This is a genomic window from Serinicoccus sp. JS2-9 (genome assembly GCF_059025165.1).
On the sequence record NZ_CM180091.1, the window covers coordinates 2249996 to 2273939 of the forward strand.

The 23944-nt window shown below is 67.7% G+C and carries 15 protein-coding genes and 1 pseudogene; 10 read left to right on the plus strand and 6 right to left on the minus strand.

Annotation, left to right across the window (positions count from 1 at the left end; genetic code table 11):
- Nucleotides 1-14: 14 nt before the first annotated feature.
- The 5 genes and pseudogenes from AC5PYY_RS10825 to AC5PYY_RS10845 all read right to left on the minus strand — a co-directional run bounded on the left by AC5PYY_RS10825 (nucleotide 15) and on the right by AC5PYY_RS10845 (nucleotide 3079).
- The gene (locus AC5PYY_RS10825; protein WP_493896821.1) at nucleotides 15-317 is read right to left on the minus strand and encodes a hypothetical protein; all 303 of its coding nucleotides are present in this window, start codon (nucleotides 315-317) and stop codon (nucleotides 15-17) included.
- A 201-nt stretch (nucleotides 318-518) separates the two neighbouring features.
- Nucleotides 519-584 (minus strand): annotated as a pseudogene (locus AC5PYY_RS10830) (hypothetical protein); the annotation flags it as partial.
- Between the two features lie 157 nt (nucleotides 585-741).
- The gene (locus AC5PYY_RS10835) at nucleotides 742-1719 is read right to left on the minus strand and encodes an IS5 family transposase (RefSeq protein ID WP_493896822.1); all 978 of its coding nucleotides are present in this window, start codon (nucleotides 1717-1719) and stop codon (nucleotides 742-744) included.
- A gap of 74 nt (nucleotides 1720-1793) precedes the next feature.
- Nucleotides 1794-2333, minus strand: coding sequence for an ERCC4 domain-containing protein (locus AC5PYY_RS10840; RefSeq protein ID WP_493896823.1), 540 nt, complete (start codon nucleotides 2331-2333; stop codon nucleotides 1794-1796).
- Between the two features lie 422 nt (nucleotides 2334-2755).
- Nucleotides 2756-3079 carry an HNH endonuclease signature motif containing protein gene (locus AC5PYY_RS10845; RefSeq protein WP_493896824.1) on the minus strand — a complete coding sequence of 108 codons (324 nt, stop codon included), beginning with the start codon at nucleotides 3077-3079 and terminating at the stop codon, nucleotides 2756-2758.
- 143 nt (nucleotides 3080-3222) lie between these two features.
- Between AC5PYY_RS10845 and AC5PYY_RS10850 the strand changes: the two genes are divergently transcribed.
- Nucleotides 3223-4629 carry an IS1380 family transposase gene (locus AC5PYY_RS10850; RefSeq protein ID WP_493896825.1) on the plus strand — a complete coding sequence of 469 codons (1407 nt, stop codon included), beginning with the start codon at nucleotides 3223-3225 and terminating at the stop codon, nucleotides 4627-4629.
- 124 nt (nucleotides 4630-4753) lie between these two features.
- On the opposite strand, the gene AC5PYY_RS10855 is transcribed toward AC5PYY_RS10850, so the two are convergent.
- Entirely contained in the window at nucleotides 4754-5086 is a 333-nt protein-coding gene (locus tag AC5PYY_RS10855; RefSeq protein WP_493896826.1) for a hypothetical protein, read from the minus strand.
- A 276-nt stretch (nucleotides 5087-5362) separates the two neighbouring features.
- Here AC5PYY_RS10855 and AC5PYY_RS10860 point away from each other — a divergent pair, with 276 nt between their 5' ends.
- The 9 genes from AC5PYY_RS10860 to AC5PYY_RS10900 all read left to right on the plus strand — a co-directional run bounded on the left by AC5PYY_RS10860 (nucleotide 5363) and on the right by AC5PYY_RS10900 (nucleotide 23879).
- Nucleotides 5363-6652, plus strand: coding sequence for a hypothetical protein (locus AC5PYY_RS10860; protein WP_493896827.1), 1290 nt, complete (start codon nucleotides 5363-5365; stop codon nucleotides 6650-6652).
- A 128-nt stretch (nucleotides 6653-6780) separates the two neighbouring features.
- On the plus strand, nucleotides 6781-11946 hold the full coding sequence (locus AC5PYY_RS10865) for a DEAD/DEAH box helicase (protein WP_493896828.1): 5166 nt from the start codon (nucleotides 6781-6783) through the stop codon (nucleotides 11944-11946).
- Complete coding sequence (locus AC5PYY_RS10870; RefSeq protein WP_493896829.1) at nucleotides 11943-14810, plus strand: DUF8741 domain-containing protein; 2868 nt, start codon at nucleotides 11943-11945, stop codon at nucleotides 14808-14810. Before AC5PYY_RS10865 ends, AC5PYY_RS10870 begins: the two co-directional genes overlap by 4 nt.
- On the plus strand, nucleotides 14807-17962 hold the full coding sequence (locus AC5PYY_RS10875; RefSeq protein ID WP_493896830.1) for an Eco57I restriction-modification methylase domain-containing protein: 3156 nt from the start codon (nucleotides 14807-14809) through the stop codon (nucleotides 17960-17962). The genes AC5PYY_RS10870 and AC5PYY_RS10875 overlap by 4 nt, the downstream gene beginning before the upstream one ends.
- 5 nt (nucleotides 17963-17967) lie before the next feature.
- Nucleotides 17968-18726: a hypothetical protein gene (locus AC5PYY_RS10880; protein ID WP_493896831.1), complete on the plus strand. Its 759-nt coding sequence runs from the start codon at nucleotides 17968-17970 to the stop codon at nucleotides 18724-18726.
- An 11-nt stretch (nucleotides 18727-18737) separates the two neighbouring features.
- On the plus strand, nucleotides 18738-19598 hold the full coding sequence (locus tag AC5PYY_RS10885) for a hypothetical protein (RefSeq protein ID WP_493896832.1): 861 nt from the start codon (nucleotides 18738-18740) through the stop codon (nucleotides 19596-19598).
- Complete coding sequence (locus AC5PYY_RS10890; RefSeq protein ID WP_493896833.1) at nucleotides 19595-22495, plus strand: AAA family ATPase; 2901 nt, start codon at nucleotides 19595-19597, stop codon at nucleotides 22493-22495. The genes AC5PYY_RS10885 and AC5PYY_RS10890 overlap by 4 nt, the downstream gene beginning before the upstream one ends.
- Nucleotides 22492-23715 carry an McrC family protein gene (locus tag AC5PYY_RS10895; protein ID WP_493896834.1) on the plus strand — a complete coding sequence of 408 codons (1224 nt, stop codon included), beginning with the start codon at nucleotides 22492-22494 and terminating at the stop codon, nucleotides 23713-23715. Before AC5PYY_RS10890 ends, AC5PYY_RS10895 begins: the two co-directional genes overlap by 4 nt.
- Nucleotides 23712-23879 (plus strand): hypothetical protein, encoded by a 168-nt coding sequence (locus tag AC5PYY_RS10900; RefSeq protein ID WP_493896835.1) that lies wholly within the window; start codon nucleotides 23712-23714, stop codon nucleotides 23877-23879. The genes AC5PYY_RS10895 and AC5PYY_RS10900 overlap by 4 nt, the downstream gene beginning before the upstream one ends.
- Nucleotides 23880-23944 lie beyond the last annotated feature (65 nt).

Here is a 23944-nt window from a genome sequence, read left to right on the forward strand (position 1 = left end):
GGTGGACGGTGCCTTCAGCTAATGATCCCGTGGCGCATGTTCCAGGAGCGCGCGGTGGCGTACCCGTCATAGATGGAGAAGGCCCACGCAGCCAGCCACACAGGAATCAACAGCCATCCGATGAAAGGGATCAACATGGCGATGCCGAAGAAGGCGACCGTGCACAGAATGAGTATTCCTCGGCCGACGCGACCACCCAGCATCGTGCCGAGGCCCGCGATGAGGGCGGACGCCAAGGCGTACAAGACGGGGTTACGAGATTGCACCTGCAGGGGGTAGTGCATTCCGGGCGGCGGCCCCCAGGCCTGCTGCTGCACGGCGGGCGGCTGTGCTGCCGGTGACTGCGGTTGGTGTGGGTCGGCCCACTGGCCCTGCGGTCCGGTTGTTTCGTCCGGTACATGTGGATATGACATTCCCCTGGTCCTCTCCAAGAATGTCCCGTCGGCGTCATGGATTCCGACGGCGGACAAGGGAAGAGTAGCGAGGAATGTCTACGCTGGGAAGGCCTCGGCGCTGCTCTACAGCCGTGCGTCGAAGGCCGCGCGGATCTCGCGTGGGATGCGCCCGCGGTCGGCGAGGGCATACCCCTAGGGAATCGATGATCTGGAGGCTTCTGCGGGTGTGAGGGGGTCGGAGGCCTCGCTGGGGGTGTGCTGGCCGCTGGGCTGGGGTCGTTGACTGGCCCTGTGCCCCTTGGCTCGGGGCTCCGGGACTGGTTTGGGGCAGGCTGGCGCCTGGCCCTCACCCGGTCAGGGCGAGGGCACGAGCGCGCATCAGCCAGTTCGCCGACGCGAACAGCACGTGCAGGTGGTTCAGGTTCTTCGCGATGCCCCGGTACCGGGTCTTGGCGAACCCGAAGTCACGCTTGACGATCAGGAACGGGTGCTCGACCTTGGCCCGCACCGAAGCCTGGGCCGAAGCGATGACCCGGTCCTGGACAGGCATTCCCCGCAGCGCGCCCTTGCGGGGCGCGATCCGCCACGCGACCCCGGACAGGCCAGCCTCGGCCACCTCCGGTCGCGCGTGCGCGCCCTGGTACCCCGCGTCGGCGTACACGACCTCATCATCAGCCCGGACCAGGTGGACCACCTGGTCCAGGTCATGCACGTTCGCGCCCGTGCAGGCCACCGAGTGCACGTACCCGGTACCCGCGTCGACCCCGATGTGCGCCTTCATCCCGAAGTACCACTGGTTGCCCTTCTTCGTCTGCCGCATCTGCGGGTCCCGGGCCCCGGAGGCGTTCTTCGTCGACGACGGCGCCGCGACGATCGTGGCGTCCACGATCGACCCGCCCCGCATCACCCACCCCTGGGCCTGAAAGATCTCGCCCTGCTCGGCCAGCAGCTTCTCGCCGAGGTCGTGCTCCTCCAGCAGGTGCCGGAAGTGCAGCAACGTCGTCGCGTCCGGGACCTGGGCGGTGGCGAAGTCCAGACCCATGAACTGGCGCATCGCGTAGGAGTCGTAGATCGCTTCCTCCACACCCTCATCCGAGAGGGAGAACCAGACCTGCAGCAGGTACATCCGCAGCATCCGCTCCAACGGCACCGGCTTACCGCCCCGCTGCCCGGCCCGGTCCCGGTAGTAGTGCGGCTCGATCACCGCGACCCACGCCCGCCACGGGATCGTCGCCTCCATCTGCGCCAGGAACTTCTCCCGGCGAGAGACCCGCCGCCGGTTGCCGTACTCAAGATCGGTGAAAGAGGGCTGCTCGTTGACCACACCCCCCATCATCCCGCCCAACCACCCACCCCACGCCGACGCCACCCCGACCCCGCCAATAGATCAGCGCTTCCCTAGGCGCGTGCCCACTTCCGGATCTGCGCCGCGCTGGCCGGTCGCCCCGAGGTGAGAGGTGTGGCCTCGGCCTCGACGTGGGTCTCCTCGCCGGCGTGGGCGAGGGCGGCGGCGAGGAAGCGGTAGGTCCACTCCTGGGCGAGCGCGCGGGTCTCGCAGAAGACGATCGGGACGGTGGGGAAGCGGGCCTGGCACTCGCCGAGCGCGTCGGCGACGACGGCGGGGCGGACCCGGTCGAGCTTGAAGACGGCGGAGTAGCGGTCCTCGACGACGACGGCCGCGGTGGGCAGGGAGGAGAGGTCGGCGAGCAGGTAGCGCATCTTGCCGGTGGTCAGGGTGGAGACGAGGTCGGCGAGGCTTTTGCGCTCGACGGAGGCGAGCACCCGGCCGGCGACCTCGATCGCGTAGTCGCCCGCCGGCAGCCCCTCGCGGCGGGTGGTGACCTGCTGGTGGTCGAAGGACCAGGCATACCGCTCGTGGCTGTCGACGACGATCTCGAGGGTGGGTATGCCCGAGCCGCGCGCCGTGGGGAGACTCACCGCCGGTCGCGCCTGCTTGGCGGTGCGCGCGGTCTGCCAGAAGACCGCCTCGCGGCCGCGGACGCGGGTCAGGACGAACTGCGAGCGGTTCTCCCGGCCGCGGTCGAGGACGAGGTCGATGCTGGCGCCGCGCCGGACGCAGGATCGGGTCGGGACGGTCTCGATGAGGTCCGGGTCGGCGGGCCAGCCGGTGGCGCGGTGGCAGTAGACCTTTCCGGTGCGCGGCCACGTCTCCTTGGCCTTGAAAACGATCCCGTCCGGCCCGAGGGGGATGCGCAGCAGGTACGGCAGCCGCTAGCCGTCCTCAGGGTTGTGGGCGATGAGGAAGTCGTCCGGCACGAGGTCAGGGTATGGCGTCCCGCATTATCGACCGGGCGCAGGCCGGTGGCCCGGCCCCTCCAGGGGCCGGGTGTGGGGCGGGGTCATCGCAGTCTCCACCGGACACCGGTGGTGTCGACGTCGGCGGTGGTGTCGTGCTGGTGGACCCAGGTGTGGTGGCGGGGGCAGAGGAGGGCGTAGTTGCCGAGGTCCGAGGGGCCGCCGCGGGCCCAGTGCACGACGTGGTGCGCGTCGCACCAGGTCGCGGGCACGTGGCACCCGGGGAAGGTGCACCCGCCGTCGCGGTGAGACAGCGCTCGCCGCTGACCCGGGGTGACGAGTGTCTTGGCCCGGCGCAGGTCGAGGATCTGCCCCTGGGTGCCGAGCACGGCGGAGATGATGTCGGCCTCGCACGCCAGCTGACGCACCTGGTGCGCCGGGCTCCTTAGCCTGGATCCACCGATGGGGTGAGGGCTAAAGACGGCGTGGGGAAGTGAGAATGCCCCTCTGACTTGGGAAGATACGACTTGTCTAGAGCACGTATCACCCAACCCGGAAGGGCATCTCGTAGATGCAACTCTCTCATACCCTGCCCGTGGCCTCCGCGACGTTCGATGACCCCAACCTCGTGTCGGCCGCTGGGCTGGTCCCGGTCATGGCGCTGGCCGAAGAAGCCGGTCTGCGCGCCCTGGGTGATGAGCACCTGAGTCTGCCGACCGACAAGGGCGCCAACGCCGGGGCGAAACTGGCCGCCCTGGTGGCCGGGATGGCCGCCGGCGCGGACAGTATCGAGGACTTGGGGCTGTTGCGCCACGGCGCGATGGGCAAGGTCTTCGACCGGCCCTACGCTCCCTCCACGCTCGGTTCGTTCCTGCGCGCCTTCACCTTCGGACACGTCCGCCAGGGCGACGCGGTCGCCTCCCGCTTCACCCTGGCCCTGGCCGAACAGAGCGGGTTGCTCGGTAAGGCCGGCGACACCGGGACGGTACTGCTCGATATGGACGACACCATCGTGGAGGTCCACGGCTACGCCAAGCAGGGCGCCGGGTTCGGGTACACCGGGGTCCGAGGCCTGAACGCGCTGCTGGCCACCGTGACCACCGACCAAGCCGCCCCGGTCATCGCCGCCCAACGCCTGCGCAAGGGCTCCGTCGGCTCCTCCCGCGGAGCGCTCCGGCTCGCGACCGACGCCCTGGCGCTGGTCCGGCGCAGCCACCTGGCCGCACGACCCGTGCTGCTGCGGGCCGACTCCGCGTTCTACTCCGCCACCTTGGTGGGCGCCGCCATCAAGGCCGGGGCGCAGGTCTCGATCACCGTCCGGCTGGACCCCGCGGTCAAACGTGCCATCGCCAGCATCGACGACGACGCCTGGACCACGATCAGGTACACCGACGCGATCTACGACGAGACCACCAAGACCTGGGTCTCCCGGGCAGAAGTCGCCGAGGTGCCCTACACCGCGTTCACCTCGGCCAAGAAGGCCCAGCAGGTCACCGGCCGGCTGGTGGTGCGCCGCATCCCCGACCTGAACCACAAGGCCAAGGACGGGCAGGCTTCCCTGTTCGACACCTTCCGCTTCCACGCCTTCTTCACCACCACCCCGGTCACCGAACGAGGCACCGTGGCCGCCGACCAGGTCCACCGGGGTCACGCGATCATCGAGAACGTGCACGCCGACCTGAAAGCCTCCGCCCTGGCGCACCTGCCCTCGGGCACGTTCACCGCCAACGCCATCTGGCTCATCGCCGCGACCATGGCCTTCAACCTCACCCGCGCCGCGGCCACCCTCACCGGCAGCACCCAGCTGGCCAGGGCCACGACCCCGACGATCCGGCGCAAGCTGATCAACCTGCCCGCCCGCATCGCCTCCTCCGCCCGACGACTGCACCTGCACTTGCCCCGCGACTGGCCATGGCAGGACGCGTGGACGGCGCTCTACGCCGCCCTCCTGCCCAACCCGGCGCCCGCACCGACCTGAGCACCAGCCCTCAGTCCCTACCAGCAGGAACCCCAGTGGAAAAGCCGGGCAGACCGGCAGCTCCCACCTGCCCTCACCGACACCCAAGCCTCCGTCGTCCTCCGGGCCGTCTACGCAGCCAGTCTCACCAGCTCATCGGTGGATCGAGGCTTAGGTAGTCGCGGAACTGGCTGCGGTCCTGTCCGCTGAACATCCGTGCCGGGCGCGCGGCATCGGGGGTCGCCATGTCACGCAGGTCCGCGATGCCCAGGTTGGTCGCGTTGTGCAGGTATGCCGTGCCGGCCAGCTCGTGCTCGTCCTCGGCCAGCGTGACGACGAAGTCGGTGAGGTAGTCGCAGTAGCCCCGCACCTGCTCGAGCGGGTGTAGGGCGGGGTGGTTGCCGTAGCAGTCGATCCGCACGAGCACGTCGCTGTTCTCTAAGCGCTCCGCCTCGCCCCACTGCTTGAGCTCGACCACGAGGTATGACGCGCGTCCGGTCTCCGGGTGCTGCGCGGCGAGGACGACGGCGCGCTTGCTGGTGAGCGGCAGCTGCTAGTCGACGAGGATCTTAACGTCGCCAAGTCCCGCATCGATGAGGTCGGCGCGCAGCCGGGGGAGGGGGGCTGCGCGCCAGCACGTCCTCTCGGCCCACGCCCGTGGCGGCCCGTCAGATAAACCGACCCGCGCGAGACCAGCACTGTTGCCCCCGGCCACACGACGGATGGACGGAGACGGATCTGAGAGGCTTGCGCCATGGGCCGCATATTGAGCGTCTGGCCAGACGATGACGAACTGGATCTTCTCCGGGATGTCGAGCGCCGCGAGGTAAGGCTCGCTCTGCGTCGTCCGCGGGGCGACGTGTCGAAGGTGAAAGCCGCGATTTTCTGGCATGACGACCACGCGATGGTGATCGCCCGAGCGGAGCCGTCAGGGACCACGGGTGACTTGGACTACCTGTTTCGATTCTCTGAGGCTGTGTCCGTTCAGGGTTGGACCACGGACGATGTCAGTTCCGGAATGACGACGGCTCAACTGGCGCCTTTCAAGTCCAAGGGGGGTGTCCTGGGTGAGGCGGCCACCCGCCGGGTCCTGCATGCACTGACAGATTGGCCAGAGTCGCAGCGCGCTCTGGACAGATGGCTGCGGGAAAGTGACACAAGGACTGCATGGGCCGACTCCGGATGGCTCCCGGAACAAAGAGAAGGCACACTCCTTGCGCTGAAGAGCGCAAAGATGGACGCGGGTGAGTTGATGGAGGAGGAGCGGTGGGGTGTGGAATCTGTTAACGGCGTTTTTCTCCCACCAGCGCCGCGCGAGGATCCAATCATCGACCATGAATTGCGAGTTTTTCTCGGCGCTAAGCGACGAAAAGAAAATGGCATTGGATTCGCCGAATTCGAAGACGACCAAGGTCGCACGCTTCGCGTGTACAATGTCAATCGGACGCGAGTCGAGGGCGAGGTTGGGGCGGATCTCGTGTATGTGAACTTGGAGCGCAAGAGCGCGGTGCTCGTGCAGTACAAGCGAATGCAGAAGGAGGGCGAGGATTGGATTTACCGCCCGGACGAACAGTACGAGAAGCAAGCCTTGCTCTTTCGCCAATTCGAAAGAGCGATAAGGCGGGTTCCGGTGTCGGAACCAAGTTCCTTCCGCCTCAGCAATTCCAGTTGTTTTTTTAAATTTTGTCGCGCACACACGTACGACGTTGACGACTATAACTTGGTTCCCGGTTCGTATGCGGCGAACGACTACGTGGACCTTCATCAACAGGCCGATTCGTCATATGGGCCGCAAGGGGGTCGTAGGGTTCTTGCAGATAGTTTTGGATCCGGTCTGACCAACACTCTGTTTGCTGACTGTGTGGCGTACGGTCTGATCGGAACACCTGCACTCAGCATGACTCAGCTGGAGACGCTTGTGCGAAAAGCGACCCGAGCATCCAGTGCGACGGTCCTGGCGTTGTATAACGACCCGGTTGGTCACAGACCGGGGCTAGACCGGAAGGTCTCTAGAACGTCCGCAGTGCCTGATGCCCTTTTCTAGAGACCGAAGGTACCGGATGAGGTGTTCCAGTTGCTTCCTGGAGCGGCCCTGTCTCACCCCTCTAGTGCGCCCGCATGGAACGCTACGTATGCTCACGTGGAGCCACTACAACGAGGTGAGGGGAATGAGTGGACGCGTTTGAGGTGCATCGGCAGCTCATCCAGGACTACAAGTCCTTCACCGAGGGGTTCGTCGACATCCGTGACGAGCGGATCCGCGAGCGCGTCGAACTCGAGAGCGCCGGTGGAGCCCAGTGGCCAGACCCCTGGCTGTCCCTCAACCCGAGTTTTCAGCCGGGCGGCAACGTCAGCGACCTCGTTGCGGAAGGTCTCCTCCACGCGGACTGCACCGCCATCTTCGCCGACAAGCGAAGCGGTCGACCCGTGTCGTTCTCCCTCTACAAGCACCAGCGAGAGGCCATCGGCGCCGCACGCACGGGAGCGTCCTACGTGCTCACGACCGGTACCGGTTCCGGGAAGTCCCTCAGCTACATCGTGCCCATTGTCGACCGGGTGCTGAGGTCGCGGAGCGGTCAGGGCATCAGAGCCATCGTCGTCTACCCGATGAACGCCCTGGCGAACAGCCAGCGAGAGGAGCTCGACAAGTTCCTGCTGGATGGCTTCGACAAGCCGTCTGTTACCTACCGGCGCTATACGGGCCAGGAGTCCCAGGAAGAACGGGACGCCATCCTGAAGGACCCCCCGGACGTCCTTCTCACCAACTACGTGATGCTCGAGCTGATGCTGACCCGGCCGGACGAGCGCGAGCTCTTGCGCAGGCACGCAAGGGGCTTGGAGTTCCTGGTTCTCGACGAGTTGCACACCTACCGCGGTCGTCAGGGCGCCGATGTGGCGATGCTCGTCCGGCGTCTGCGTGACCTGTGTCAGGCCCACGAGACCCTGCAGTGCGTCGGTACCTCGGCGACCATGTCGAGCGGCACCACGACGCGTGAGCAGCAGGAGGACGTCGCGAAGGTTGCCTCAAGGATCTTCGGGACGCAGGTCAGGCCGGACACCGTCATCGTGGAGACGTTGGAGCGGGCCACCCACGGTGACCCGCATGACACAGACGCGCTGGCGCGTGCCGTCGAGGCCCGCGGCATCGCCGAGCTGTCCTGGACTCCCACATACACCGCCCTTCGCGAGGACGCCCTGGCGTCATGGATCGAAGACTCGTTCGGTATCCAGGCGGAGCCGGGCAGTGATCGGCTGGTGAGACGTCCACCGACGACCGTAGAGCGGGCGTCCACGGATCTGGCTGAGCTCACCGGTCTACCAGCCACTACCTGCGCCATAGCGCTGAGAGCAACTCTCCTCGCGGGGTCGCGTGCCCGCAGCAGCGAGACCCACCGCCCCCTCTTCGCCTTCCGGCTGCACCAGTTTCTCTCCAAGGGAAGCTCGATCTTCACGACCGTCGAGCCACCGGAGCAGCGGGAGATCAACTCCGACTACGCCACGGTGACCGGGAATCACGAGGAGAAGCGCCTCTACCCACTGGCCTTCTGCCGTGAGTGCGGCCAGGAATACCTGATGGCGGTGCTCAAGAAGGATCGTGGTGAGCGGTTCGAGGCCCGCCACCAGCTGCGACCCGGTCAGGAGGGTGAGGGCTACCTCTTCGTCAGCGACGAACGGCCGTGGCCCTTCGACCCCATCGTCGAAGACAGGCTGCCTGCGTCGTGGCTGGGAGGTGCCCGTGGCAACACGGTCATCGACTCCCGGCGCAAGGACGTGCCGGTCAGGTATGTGATAACACCTCAAGGAGACGCGACCCGGGCGAGTAGTAACGCTCCCGCACCCGAGGGATCCACGGTCGCCGCCTGGATCCCGGGGACCTTCCGCTTCTGCCTGCAGTGCGGCGTGACCTACGAGGGCCTGCGCTCCAGCGACTACGGCAAGCTGGCGACCCTGGACCAGGAGGGCCGCAGCAGCGCGATGAGCGTGATCGCCACCAGCATCCTGCGCGCCCTGCAGGGTGTGCCTGAGCAGGAGCTTCCAAAGGACGCCCGAAAGCTGCTGACGTTCGTCGACAACCGCCAGGACGCCTCCTTGCAGGCGGGTCACTTCAACGACTTCGCTCAGGTCGTGCAGCTGCGCGCCGGTCTCTACAAGGCACTTGTCGCCAGCGGCGAGGACGGACTGGACCCGGTGGACGAGCTGGGTCGCGCCATCTCCAAGGCACTCGACCTCAGGCCCGAGGAGTATGCCGTCGCCCCCCAGGCGCTGGATCTAGAGCCCGCTCGGCGGGCCCTTCGACTGGTCCTCGAGCACCGTGCCTTGCGCGACCTTCAGAAGGGGCTGCGGGTCACGCTCCCCAATCTGGAGCAGACGGGGCTGCTTCGGATCGCTTACCCGACGGTCGAGATTCTCGCGGGTCGGACTGACCTGTGGGAGGACGCGCACCCCCGCGTGCGAGACCTCGCCCCTGGTCAACGCCGCGAGCTGATGAGTGTCCTCCTTGACGAGTTCCGTCGCGTCCTCGCCATCGATGCCGAAGGCCTCATGCAGGACCGGATGGACTCCCTCGTCCGCCTCAGCTCGGCCCATCTGACGGGAGTTCTCGCGTTCATCGAGACCGAGATGGTGCCCATCGGGCTCGCGGTCGCGGAGTCCGGGCAGAAGGGACAGGTTCGGCACGTCCTGACCCTGACCGGTCGAGGAGCCTACGGGCGGTGGTTGCGGCGCAACGAGTCGCTGCCCGGGATGACCGTCGCAGAGGCCGATGATGTCATTCATTCCCTCCTGGACATCCTCGAGCGGCACGGCCTGATCACCAGAGCGCTCGAGCGCGGACTCAAGGGATACCGGTTGAGCGTCGGGACCATGAGGCTCTTCGCAGAAGACGGCAAAGCCGGAGCGCCGGATCCTCTTCGTCGCACCTTCGGGGCGGAGCAGGCACCGCGGGTCGTGGGGTTCTTCCGCGATCTCTACCGGGACGCGGGGACCGAGCTCGGCGGGCTGCAGGCCCGGGAGCACACTGCCCAAGTGAGGGCCGACGTGCGTGAGGAGCGGGAGAAGGAGTTCCGCGCCGGAGACCTCAAGCTGCTGTTCTGCTCACCCACGATGGAGCTTGGAGTCGACATCGCCTCGCTCAACGTGGTCGGACTGCGGAACGTCCCTCCGACGCCGGCCAACTATGCCCAGCGCAGCGGTCGGGCCGGACGCAGCGGGCAGCCAGCGCTTGTGGTCACGTACTGCGCCTCGGGGAACAGTCACGACACCTACTACTTTGAGCGCTCCGACCGGATGGTCGCCGGCAAGGTCGACCCGCCGCGGTTGGACCTGGCGAACGAAGACCTTCTGCGTTCGCACGTTCAGGCGATCTGGCTCGGCGAAGCCCTGTCGGCGACCGAGTCGGGGCTGAGCAGGTCCATGGCCGAGGTCGTCGACGTCACCCTCGACGACTACCCGCTGCATGCCGAGCTTGCCGGTGTCCTCGCCGACCCCGACGCCCGGAAGCGGGCACGGGTAACCGCACGAGGCGTTCTGCGCCCGCTTGAGAAAGAACTGGCGGAGTCGTCGTGGTGGGAGCCGGAGTGGGTCGACCGCGTGGTGGATAGTGCGCCGGCCCAGTTCGACGCCGCCTGTGACCGTTGGCGCGACCTCTTCCGTGTGGCTGAAGGGGAGTTGCAGGCCGCCCACCAGCTGATCTCGGACTTCTCCAAGGACAAGGACGAGCGCGATCAGGCGGAGCGCCGCTACCGCGAGGCGCGACAGCGGATGGAGCTCCTGCGCAACGAGTCCGATACCCGCGGTCAGTCGGACTTCTACACCTACCGGTACCTCGCGTCTGAGGGCTTCCTCCCTGGCTACTCCTTCCCTCGCTTGCCTCTTGCCGCTTTCATCCCCGGCCGGCGAGGGGACCGCGGCAGCTGGCTGCAACGCGGCCGGTTCCTCGCCATCTCGGAGTTCGGACCCAACTCGCTGATCTACCACGAGGGCTCTCGCTACCAGGTGACGAACATCAGCCTGCCCCGAGCGGCAAACAGCTCCGGCGACGCCGAGGTCGTCCGGACCTCTCTCAAGGTCTGCGAGGCGTGCGGCTACCACCACACCGAGCTGCTGCTCGAGATGTGCGAAAACTGTGGTGAGCCACTGCGGCACAAGTGGAATGAGCTTCTGCAGCTGCAGACCGTCATGACCCGGCGGCGGGAGCGCATCAGCGCGGATGAGGAGGAGCGCAACCGCGTCGGCTTCGAGCTGCGGACCACCTACCGCTTCACGCCCAGGGGCTCACACCCCGGTCGCGCCACGGCGCGGATCCTCTCATCGCAAGGTGAGGCAGTTGCGGTCGTTGACTACGGGGACGGAGCAGAACTCCGAGTCACGAACCTGGGCCGACGCCGTCGCGCGCACGATGATGTGCACGGCTTCTACCTCGACCTGGTCAAGGGCCAGTGGCTCGCTGAGACGAAGGCAGGGGAGCAGCGCGAGCTCGACGAGGACGGGTTGCAGGCGCAGCAGGACGTGAAGACCAAGGTTCGTGTCGTGCCTTACGTGGAGGACCGGCGCAACGTCCTCATTCTGCGGTGGACCGAGCGGCGCAGCCAGACCGAGGCCGTCACCCTCCAGTTCGCGCTGGAGCGTGGCATCGAGGTGGGCTTCCAGCTCGAGGACTCCGAGCTCTCCAGCGAACAGCTCCCTGACGCGGACGAGCGGGGCCGCATCCTCCTGGTCGAGGCCGCAGAGGGCGGGGCCGGCGTCCTGCGACGTCTCCAGGCCGAGCCCGGCGCACTTGCCACCGTGGCTCGGGAGGCGCTGAAGCTCCTGCATGTGGATCCCCACACAGGAGAGGAGACGCGAGACGCGTGCGTGCGTGGCTGCTACAGGTGCCTCCTCTCCTACGGCAACCAGCTGTGGCACGAGCAGATCGACAGAAGATCCGCGGTGCCACCGCTGATGGCGCTCGCTTCCGGGGCGACGCACCCGGACGATGAGCCGGAGAGGGCCGAAAACTCGGGTGGCGATGAGCATCTCCCCCTGGGGGGACGAGCCGGTGCACTGGCGTCGCTGCTCCGCTTGCACAGACTGCGCCTCCCCTCGTCGAGCGCAGTCGAACGGGAAGGCGTCCGGATCGACATGTTGTATGACGGGGCGATCCCGACCGCGGTGATCCTCGAGAGTGATGACGTCAGCCCGCCCAAGCAGACAGCGGCGCTGGAGTTTGCCGGCTACAACGTGCTCCGGATCGGTACGCACGATGACCTCGCAAAGGTGATCCGGGCCAACCCCGGCGTGTTCGGGGTGCCCGAGCGGCCGATCGAGGACGATGCCCGCCCCGAAGGAGCGAACAGGTGAACACCGCGACAGCACACAGGTATGGAGCCGGCACCCTGGTGCGGGCGAGGGGCCGCGACTGGGTGGTCCTGCCGGAGAGCGACGCCGAGATGCTGGTGCTGCGTCCGCTCGGTGGAGGTGTCGACGACGTCGCCGCCGTCCTGCCCGCCCTCGAGAGAGTGCTCCTCGCCTCCTTCGACGCGCCTGACCCCACCGACCTCGGCGACGACCGCAGTGCCCGCCTCCTGCGTGACGCCCTGCGCATCGGGTTTCGGTCCACCGGTGGCCCGTTCCGGAGCCTGGCCTCACTAGCCGTCACTCCGCGCCCCTATCAGCTGGTGCCGCTGCTCCTGGCGCTACGGCAGGAGACGGTGAGGCTTCTGATCGCCGACGACGTCGGGATCGGGAAGACCGTCGAGGCGGGTCTGGTCGCCGCCGAGCTCATCGCGCAGGGCAGCGCCCGAGGGCTCAGCGTTCTGTGCCCACCCAGCCTCGCCACCCAGTGGATGGGTGAGCTGGAGGAGAAGTTCGGCATGCAGCCCGAGCTGGTGCTGCCCGGAACGGTGCGACGCCTCGAACGTGGGCTGTCCCACGGAGAGTCGATTTTCGAGCGTCACCCTGTGACCGTCGTCTCCACCGACTTCATCAAGGGCGAGCGGCGCCGGGACGAGTTCCTGCGCTCAGCGCCGGAACTCATCATTGTGGACGAGGCCCACTCGTCGGTCAACGACGACACCGGCGCCGGCGGCTCTGGACGCACGCAGCGCTACCGGTTGGTCCGCGACCTCGCCGACCGGGCCGACCGTCATCTGATCCTCGTGACAGCGACACCGCACAGCGGCAACGAGGGTGCCTTCCGCAACCTCATCGCCCTGCTCGACGAAGAGCTCAAGACGGCCGATCTCGGCACCGAGGCTGGTCGCCGGGCCCTCGCCGACCACATGGTGCAACGCCGTCGGGCAGACATCCGTGGCTACCTGCAGCAGGACACGAAGTTCCCCTCCGACCGACAGGTCCTCGAGCTCGCCTACACCCTCAGCCCGCGCCACCGCGACCTCTTCGACGACGTCCTCGCTTACGTCAGGGGCCAGGTGCAGGACCAGAGCGGGACACGTCTCCAGCAGCGCGTGCGGTGGTGGTCGGCGTTGTCCCTTCTTCGGTCGGCGGCGTCCTCCCCTGCGGCGGCTGCAGCCACCCTCGAGACCCGGGCCGCGTCGATGAAGGCCGAGGACGTGAAGGCCGCCGACCGGCTCGGCAGCGCCGAGGTCCTGGACCAGGCCGAGGACGACGCCCTGGACTCCGCAGACGCCACCCCCGGGGCCATCACCGTCGACGAGACCGGGTCGGCGGAGCGGAGACGCCTGCGTCAGATGCAGGAGCGGGCCGAGACTCTCGTCGCGGACTGGCAGGACGACGCCAAGCTCGCACTGCTGACCAAGCACCTCCGCAAGCTCATCGCGGACGGCTACCACCCAATCGTCTTCTGCCGGTTCATCCGCACCGCCCACTACGTCACCGACGCGCTGCGCTCGTCCCTGCCCAGGACGGTCGAGGTCGAGGTCGTCACGGGTGAGCTGGCGGCCGAGGAGCGTTCCGGTCGGGTCGCCGACCTGTCCCAGCGCGCAGGCGACGGTGCGAAGGTCCTGGTCGCCACGGACTGCCTGTCCGAGGGTGTCAACCTGCAGGAGGACTACCAGGCCGTCGTCCACTACGACCTGGCCTGGAACCCGACCCGCCACGAGCAGCGGGAGGGACGGGTCGACCGTTTCGGCCAGCCCGCCGACGTCGTCCGGGCCACCCTGCTCTACGGCGAGGACAACGGCATCGACGGCATCGTGCTCGACGTGCTGCTCCGCAAGCACGAGGCCATCCGCAAGGCGCTCGGCATCTCAGTCCCTGTGCCGCCTCAGAGTGACCAGGTGCTCGCGGCACTCCTCGAGGGTGTGCTCCTGAGGGGTGGTCAGGGGGAGCTCGCGCTCGACTTCGGCGATGAGTCCAAGGCGGCCGTGCTCGAGGAGGAGTGGCGGAGCACCGCGCACGCCGAGAAGGCCAGCCGCACTCGGTTTGCCCAGTCGAGCATTCACCCGGACGAGGTGCAGGCCGCCCTAGAGGCCGGCCGGTCGGCGCTCGGCGACCCTGACGACGTCGTCGGTTTCACCGACACCGCCCTGCAAGAGCTGGGTTCGACGGTTACCGCTCGTGACGCGACCGGGTTCACCGCTGACCTGCGAGAGCTTCCCGTCGCCCTGCGTGACTCCATACCGGGCACTGCCGGGCTGCGGACGTTCGCGACCGATCTCCCCGCGCCCAAGGGAGCGGCGGTCCTGCAGCGCACGGACCCCACCGTCGGGGCGATCGCACGACACGTGTTGGACGGGGCCCTCGACCCCGCTCTGCCCGATCGCGACCGCCCCGCCCGCCGCTGCGGCGTGGTCGTGTCTACGGATGTCTCAGCCGCCGCGGTCTTGCTCCTTCTCCGGGTCCGCACCCACGTCACCCTTCCTGGCAAGGACGAGGCCTCCACCCAGGTGGCCGAGGAAGCCCGGGTGGTCGCGTTCCGCGGGACGCCCGCCGACCCCAAGTGGTTGCCGTCGGACGAGGTCGAGGAGTTGTTGAGCACCAGACCGTCGGCCAACGTGCCGCCCGACACCGCGGCCAACGTCCTGCGGGGAGCGATCGACGCCTTGCCCACACTGCAGGCGGAGCTGGACCGGATCGGTCACGACGTGGCCGAGGACCTCAGGTCGGCCCACGCGACGGTCCGTCGCGCTGCGCGTGGTGACCGGGCTGGTGCGCTGTCACTCCGAGGTCTCCAGGTCGAGCCGCAGCTCCCGGTCGACGTGCTGGGCGTATACGTCTACCGCCCGGCAGGAGGAGCGCGATGAGTGCGGTGCAGTCGCTGTCGTTGGTGGGCGGTGTCGTTCCGCCGTCGCTGGTCGACCGGATCATCGCGGGGGAGGTGTCTGACCGTTCGAGTCTGTCGGCGCGTTCGTATCACCTGGTAGGCACGGAGACGGTGCGCGACGCGGCGTCGCGTGCGTGGGGCTATCTGCGTGGTGCATGGGTAGCGTGGCGCGAGCACGATGCCGCGCAGCGGGTGGGGGCGGGGACTGGGCCTGCGCGTGAGCGCTGGTTGTTGCCGTTGCTTCGGGAGCTGGGCTACGGCCAGGTGCCCGCCCTGCCATCTGGGTTGTCGGTGGAGGGTTCGGACTACCCGGTGTCCCACCGGTGGGAGCACGTGCCGATCCACCTGCTGGGGCCGGGGGTCGACCTGGACCGTCGTAACCCTGGGGTGTCCGGTGCCGCCCGGGCGCCGCAGTCGATGCTGCAGGAGCTGCTCAACCGTAGCGACGAGCACCTCTGGGGCCTGCTGAGCAACGGGTTGCGCCTGCGACTCCTGCGAGACTCCACCTCTCTGGCCGGGTCGGCCTACGTGGAGTTCGACCTGGAGGCCATCTTCGACGGGGAGCTGTATGCCGAGTGGCTGCTGCTCTTCCAGCTGTGCCACGAGTCCCGGGTCGAGAAGCGCGGCGGGGCCGAGGCGTCGCCAGCGGACTGCTGGCTGGAGTCGTGGCGCGGCGAGGCCGTCGACGCCGGCGGTCGGGCGCTGGAAAAGCTTCGTTGGGGTGTCGAACTTGCGCTCGACGCGCTGGGTGAGGGTTTCCTGTCGCACCGCGACAACCGGTGGCTCGTGGTGGCGCTGCGCTCCGGCGAGCTCAGTGATCGTGATCTTCATCGTGCGCTGCTGCGGCTGGTGTACCGGATGTTGTTCGTCTTCGTGGCCGAGGACCGTGACCTGCTGCTGGTCCCCGGGGAGGCTGAGGGGCGGGACCGGTACGAGCGGTTCTTCTCCACCTCCAGGTTGCGTCACGTCGCCCGGGTCCGGGCGGGGGGTCCGCATGCTGACATGTGGCAGGCGCAGCGGCTGGTCCTGGCCGGGCTGGGCGGTGACGGGGTTCCGCAGCTGGCACTGCCAGCACTCGGTGGGGTCTTCGACCCCGACTGGCGCGCGGTCGTGCCGGCGGCGGCGCCGGACCAGCAGGACCTGCTCCTGGGGGCCGAACTGTCCAACCAGCACTTCCTGACGGCGGTCCGGGCACTGGCCTGGGTGTCGGGTGCTGATGGGCGGCTGCAGCGGGTCGACTACCGCAACCTGGGGGCGGAGGAGCTCGGCGGCGTCTACGAGTCGTTGCTGGAGCTGGTGCCGAGCGTGGATCTGGATGAGCGCTCGTTCACACTGACACACCTGGCGGGCAACGAGCGCAAGACGACCGGATCCTACTACACGCCACCGGGCCTGGTGTCGGCGCTGCTGGACACCGCGCTGGACCCGGTGCTCGACGACGCTGTGCGAGGGGTGATCGACCCAGCGGAGGCCGAGCGCCGGTTGCTGGCGCTGACGGTGTGCGACCCGGCCTGCGGCTCAGGTGGTTTCCTGGTGGCTGCGGCGCGGCGGATCGCGCAGCGGCTGGCGCGTGTGCGCTGCGGGGATGACGAGCCGACCCCGGCGCAGGTGCATCACGCGATGCGGGACGTGGTCGGACGCTGCATCTACGGCGTGGACCTGAACGACCTGGCTGCGGAGCTGGCCAAGGTGTCGCTGTGGCTGGAGGCGATGGAGCCGGGCAAGCCGCTGGGATTCCTCGACGCTCGGATCCGGGTCGGCAACGCGCTGCTGGGGACGACGCCGGCGCTGCTGGCCGGTGGTGTCCCGGAGGTGGCGTTCAAGGAGCTCCTGGGCGATGACAAGACCTACGCCACCCAGATCCGCAAGCGCAACCGTGCCGAGGGCGGTGGGCAGGACCTGCTGTTCTCCGGGACTGGCGGGGGGACCGCTGAGCTGGCTGCGGAACGGCGGCGTCTCATCGTCACGACCGATGACATCGACGCCAGCCGGCGGCAGGCGCAAGCGTGGGCGGAGTACGAGCAGTCGGCCAACGTGCGGCACGCGCGGCTGCACGCCGACGCCTGGTGCGCCGCGTTCGTCTGGCCCCTCGAGCCCGGTGCCGCCCTTGCCCCGACGAACGCCGTGCTGCGCCAGCTCGAGCACGACCCGTCAGACCCGGGCCTGGCGGACACCGTCGCCCAGGTCGAGGACCTGACCCACCAGTACCAGTTCTTCCACTGGCACCTCGAGTTCCCCGAGGTCTTCGGCGACCCCACCAGCCCGGCGCCCCACGGCCCAGAAGGCTGGTCCGGCGGCTTCTCCTGCGTGCTCGGCAACCCGCCCTGGGAGCGAGTCAAGTTGCAGGAGCAGGAGTTCTTCGCGGCACGTGACCCCCAGATCGCCAAGGCCCCGAATGCTGCCGCCCGAGGCCGACTCATCAAGGCACTAGAGGAAGAGGATCCGTCCGTCTTCGAGGCGTTCACGGAAGCGAAGCGCTATGCGGAAGGGCAGAGCGCCTTCCTGCGCCTGTCGGGGCGATACCCGCTCAACGGCCGCGGTGACGTCAACACCTACGCCGTCTTCACCGAGCTGTTCCGCAGCCTCACGGGCGCGCAGGGACAGGCCGGCGTTATCGCGCCGACGGGGATCGCCACGGACGCCACCACGCAGTACTTCTTCAAAGACCTCGTGACCACGTCGTCATTGGTGGCGCTCTATGACTTCGAGAACGCACGTCCGATCTTCGACGGCGTGCACCGAAGCTTCAAGTTCTGCCTCCTCACGATGAGTGGCCGATCGGCAGCGACTCCTGCTGCCTCCTTCGCCTTCTTCCTCCACGATCCGGGAGACATCCCGAGTTCGGAGTTCGAGCTGACCCCCGACGAAATCACCCTCCTCAACCCCAACACCGGGACGTGCCCCATCTTCCGTACCCGTCGCGATGCCGAGATCACTCTCGGCATCTACCGCAGAGTGCCCGTCCTCATCAACGAAGGGGATCCGGACGGCAACCCGTGGGGCATCTCGTTCATGACTATGTTCCACATGTCCAACGACTCCCACCTCTTCCACACGCGCGATGAGCTCGAGGACGACGGCTGGGAGCTCGACGGCAACGTCTTCGTCAAGAACGCTGGGGGGGGGGGCTGACTCGGATGCTGCCCCTGCTTGAGGCCAAGATGCTGCACCACTACGACACGCGCTGGGCCACCTACCAGCCGGACGGCTCGACACGCACCGTTACTCCGGCGGAGAAGGCCGACGACGCCTTCCACATCATGCCGAGGTACTGGGTGGCCGAGACCGAGGTCGACCGCAAGCTCGACGGTCGGTGGGACAAGACCTGGCTGCTCGGTTGGCGCGACATCTGCCGCGCGACCGACGCCCGGACCGTGATCACCACCGCGATGCCGCGAACCGCTCTTCCGCACAAGATCCTCCTGGCGCTGCCTGGACGGGGACGGACAGAGCACCAGGCCCTGTGGTCCTCTTTCGCGTTCGACTACGTGGCCCGCCAGAAGTTGGGTGGGACGTCGATGGCGTACTTCACGTTCATGCAGCTGCCTATGCCCTCCCCGCTGCAGATCGAGAACTGCGCGGTCACTCTGGACCTTCCCGCCAACGACTGGATCAGCCAGCGGGTGGACCGTCTGAACGCACGGCCCACGATCACCAACGCCGAAGAGCGAGCCCTCTGGCGGGCTGAGCTCGATGCGTTGGTCTGTCACCTGTACGGGCTCGACCGCGACGAGGTCGACTACATCCTGGAGACCTTCCCCATCGTGCGGCGCCAAGACGAAGGGGCCCACGGTGAGTACCGCACCAAGCGCCTAATCCTGGCCGTCTACGACGCCATGGACCAGGCCCGTCGCACCGGGCAGCCCTACACCTCGATCACCGTGGAGGCACAATGACCGTCCAGCGCATGCTCCCGCTGTACGAAGCCAAGATGGTCCACCACTACGACCACCGCTGGGCGACCTACGAACGCAACGGTCAGGTGCGAGATGTGCTCCCCGCCGAGAAGATGGATCCCACATTCGCCGCACTCCCGCGCTACTGGGTCCGGCAGGAAGTCGTAGAGGGTCGCCTGACAGATAGGTGGAGCAGCTCTTGGCTGTTCGGATGGCGTGACATCTGTCGTTCAACTGATGAGCGCACTGCGATCTCGAGTATGGAACCAGAGGGCGCCTCGCCTGAGGGTGGGACTCTGCTGTGCTTACCCAAAGAGACTCCGGCTCTCAGCGGGACGGTCCTTACCGCGAATTTCAACGCCTTTGTGTTTGACTTCGTTGCACGGCAGAAAGTGGGGGGGACGCATCTTAAGTACTTCACGATGCGCCAACTGCCGACTCTGTCTCCAGAGATCGTGAGAGGCCCCGTGCCTTGGGGCACAGGGCGCCTCGACGACTGGATCGTCGACCGAGTCATCGAACTTGTCTTCACCGCCCACGATATGCGCGCCCTCGCCGAAGAGCTAGGTGATGACGGGGAACCGTTCATGTGGGGCCCCGAGCGTCGGTTCTGGCTGCGCGCGGAACTCGATGCGGCGTTCTTCCACCTGTACGGCGTCGACCGCGAGGACGTCGACTACATCATGGAGACCTTCCCCATCGTGAAGCGGAAGGACATCGCTGCGCACGGTTCCTTCCGCACGAAGGAAGCAATCCTGTCTATTTACGACGCGATGGCAGACGCCATCGAGGCGGGTACGGAGTACGAGACGGTGCTCTCACCACCGCCCGGTGAGGGTGCACGTCACGCGGCGAAGGAGCAGGCCTCATGAGCGACGCGCAGTGGGAGGAGTTCGTCCGTTGGGGAACGCTGGTCGCTCAGCACGTCGATCTGGAAGCCGAGGAGCATTCATCAAAGCGCGGGATCGCCGGCGACCTGGCCGCTGCAAGGGAGCAGCTGCTTCACGGTGACGACGTCTGGAGCGAGTCCCTGTTCGGTGCCCTCAAGGGCAGCAACCTCATCCACTGGATGTCCGTATCGCGCATGCAGCGCGGGGCCGAGGCCGCGCCCGAACTCTTCGCGGACGCTGTCCGCGTCCTGTGGGCGGATGAACCGACTGCGTTGGGCCTCACCGAGTTCGAGAAACGTATCCGTCGGGCGATGGAACTGAGCCCCGGCAACGTCACGGCGCTCGGCGCCCTGCTGCTGATGACTCGGGATCCGGAGAGCTACCCGCCCTACCGGCCCACGCCGGTTGAGCGCTGGCTCGAGGTCGTCGATGGAGGAGGGCACGCCTCTGCACCGGTCGACCGCTACCAGCAGCTGCTCGACCTCTGCGACGAGCTCCTGCGCCGTGGGCAGGGCAAACTGCCGATCCGGACCCGGTTGGAAGCCCAGGGTCTGGCCTGGACCCTGCTGAAGTGGGACGTCGACCAGATGACGCTTCCCGAGCGCGACGCGGCTGCGCTCGCTGCGTGGCGAGGGGACACATTGTCCGACACTCAGGTCGATCGAGGCGCCGGCTCGGCCCCCGAGCTCGAGTCAGCCGCGTGGATCGTGCTCTCGGCGGGTCTGAAAGGCGAACCATCTCCACTCACCGGCGCTTCGACGGCATGGACGTTCAGAGCGGCTGCGGACCTGCACGAGCGGCTGCAGCACGACCCCGGCACCGGTGGTTTCATTGACAAGCTGACAGTGCAGGTCACTGACGCCCCGGCCGACACGGTCCTCCTGGCCGCCGAGCTGGTATACCTGCAGTGCGTCGCGCTGTTCGACCTCAAGCCGGAGACGAAGGCAGCCCGCGTCCAGGCCGTGCTCGACCTCCTGCCCGAGAAGCCGGTCCTGCCTCCCGCTCTGCGCGAGCCCCTGAACGCGGGCGGCGCCTTCGCCGGGGGGCAGGGGTGGCACGCACAGATCGCACGTCACATCGAGTGGCTGACCGAGTTCGTGCAGGAGTGGCTCGACCTGGACCCCAGCCAGCGGTCCGCGGCCTTGGCGGACCCGATCCACTTCGCCGAGGTGACCAGCCGGGTTTCCCCGGGGGCGACAGTGTCGATGGAGCCCGCGCTGAACTACCTGGCCTGGCCCGGACACCACTACCCCGTCGTCAGCAGCATCCACCGCCGGAAGATTCGCGACGCCTTCGCCCACCGGATCGGCGGGCCCAGCGGCAAAGAACCACTGGACATCACCCGAGACCTCGTCAAGATCCGGCACGTCCACGAGCAAGAGACCGGCACGTTCGCGGAGTGGTACTCCACGCCATACGTCGAGGAGTGGAACCCGACCAGCGAGGTAGCGCGTCGTGCCTGGCTGGTGCGCCCGCACCCGGGGGACCGTCCGCTGGTGCAGCGTTGGCTGACAGGCGGGTACGTCTCGCTCAAGGGCGAGCACCTGGGCAAGGTGCCGGGCGGTGCGGACCAAGCGACGGTCCAGGCTGCGGTGGACGCGGGCTACCAGCACATCGACTACTCGCAGCGCAAGCAGCTGACGTCGGAGTACCACGCGTTCCTGACCTCGATGCGCGAGGAGGACGTGGTCGTCACGGTCATCGAGGGCAGCGTCTACGTGGGCACGATCGTGGACGAGCCGGTCTACCGACCAGACCCGACGGGCCGCGTGCAGCGTGGAGTGCAGTGGAACAAGCGGGGGTTCTCGCTCGAGGGTCTTGGAGGCCTGCGAGGCAAGCAGGGCACGGTGGTCGACGTCACTGACTCCCTCTCCCAGCTGCTGCCGCTGCTGGAGAGCGCCGGCCCCGAGGAGGTCGACGACGGGGCGGTGGCAGAGGCCGGTGTGCCGGAGCTCCCACCCGTGAGCGACGAGCTGGCAGCCGATCTGCACATGCCGGTCGCCGCGCTGCAGGAGATCGTCGACGTCCTGCAAGACCGGCAGCAGATCGTGCTCTTCGGGCCGCCGGGTACGGGGAAGACCTACCTCGCTAAGAAGCTGGCCGACTTCTTCGTCGGGCAGGACGACACCAGCCGCGCTCGGCTGGTGCAGTTCCACCCGTCCTACAGCTACGAGGACTTCTTCGAGGGCTACCGTCCCGGCGTCTCCGCGCATGGACAGGCGGTCTTCAACCTCACCCCGGGCCCGCTACGCGAGCTTGCGTCACTCGCCGAACAGCCGGAGAACCAGTCCCAGCCGTTCGTCCTCATCGTCGATGAGATGAACCGCGCCAACCTGGCGAAGGTCTTCGGCGAGCTCTACTTCCTGCTGGAGTACCGCGGAGAGGCGGTCCGTCCGCAGTACAGCGACCGGCCTTTTCGCCTGCCTCGCAACCTGTTCATCATCGGCACGATGAACACGGCCGACCGCTCCATCGCCCTGATCGACGCCGCGATCCGTCGCCGCTTCGCCTTCCTCGAGATGCACCCGGCCGAAGAGCCCGTGCGGAGCGTGCTCACGGCATACCTGACCGCCCGAAACCTCTCCACCGACCGCGCCGAGCTTCTCGACGCGCTGAACAGCGAGATCGGAGAGGACGAACGGGACCTGCAGATCGGTCCCAGCTACCTGATGCGTTCCGCCGCGGCCACCGAGGAAGGGCTCCGCCGGATCTGGCGCTTCGACATCCTGCCGCTCCTGGAAGAGCACTACTACGGGCGGCTGAACCGCTCGGGGGTGCACACGCGGTTCGGACTGGACGCTTTGCGGGCACCGGCGAAGGGTCAGGAGCCGGTCGCGGAGGCCCCGCAGGAACCGCCGTCGGAGGTGCCTGAGCCATGAGCACCTGGCCGGTGACACTCGACGAGCTGGACCGTGAGGGTGTCGTGCGCTCCCTCTCCCACGTCGAGGCCGCCGCGCTGGCCGGGGCGAAGCTGGTCGAGGTGCGCCCGGAAGGTGGACAGACCTGGAGGCTTCTGCCGGCGGGCAACGTGGGAGCGACCCGCGTGGGGGACAAGCAGGTCCAGGTCCTGCCGAAGGGGCGGGTGGGGGTCGCTCATCTTCTCTTCCTGTTGGGCTACGCGAAGAACCCCAGCTTCCGCGAGGAAGACGTGCTGGGGGTGCAGGACGATGACCTGTGGCCCGCATTGGCCGAGTCTCTGGCCCGGCAGACAGAGCGCGCACTCAGCCACGGCGTGCTGCAGGGCTATCGCACGACCGACGACAGCCTCCGCACGGTCCGTGGACGGATCCGGATCGGGGACCAGCTCGCCCTGCGGCAGGGGCAGCTGCTGCCCCTCGAAGTGACCTACGACGAGTTCACCGTCGACACCGTCGAGAACCGGCTCCTCCGCGGGGCGCTGCGACGGATGCTCGCCGTCCCGCGTGTTGACCGGGAGGTACGACGACGACTCGTCCATCTTGACGCGAGGCTGGAAGGTGTGGCGTTCCTGCTTGCTGGGGAACGCGTCCCGAGATGGACCCCTACCCGTCAGAACGCCCGCTATCAGCCGGCGCTGCATCTCGCAGAGATCGTGCTGCGCAACGTGTCGGCGTCGGCTGGGCAAGGAGAGCTGCCTGTCGCGTCCTTCGTCGTGCCAATGGCGAAGGTGTACGAGGACTTTGTCACGACCGCGCTCACGGAGGCGTTGCGGGGGATTCCCGGTCGAACGGAGGCACAGTACCGGGGCTGGCTGGACGAGCCGGCTGTCGGGCGCCGTCATGGGGCCATCCGGATGGACGTCGACATCGTGCACCTCGATCGTGCGGGACGGCCGCAGGTCGTCTACGACGCGAAGTACAAGGCGGCGAGTCCCAAGGGGGAGTACCCGAACGCCGACCACTACCAGATGCTGGCCTACTGCACCGCGCTGCAGGTGCCGGTTGCGTGGTTGGTCTACGCCCAAGGCGTGGCGGCCCCCGCGCGTCGCAGGGTGCGGCATACCGGCATCAGCGTCGTCGAGTACCCGCTGGACCTGTCGGCGCGGCCGCGTGCGCTCCTGGAGCAGGTGGCTGAGCTGGCCACGGTGAGCACCACTATCCAGGAGACGAAGACCGCATGACGATCCCGGACTTCCAGACCATGATGCGACCGGTGCTTGCCCACCTCGCCGACGGCGACGTGCGGCACTCGAGGCGGGTCAAGGAAGACATGGCCGAGGCGTACAGCCTTACCCAGGAGGAGCGGGAACGCGGCTCTTCGACTTTGAGTGTGGTGGGGCCCTGACGTAGGGCTCGCGGCCCTGCGCCAGCATGGGTGTTGTCTAGGCATCCAAGAGCGAGGACCGCGAG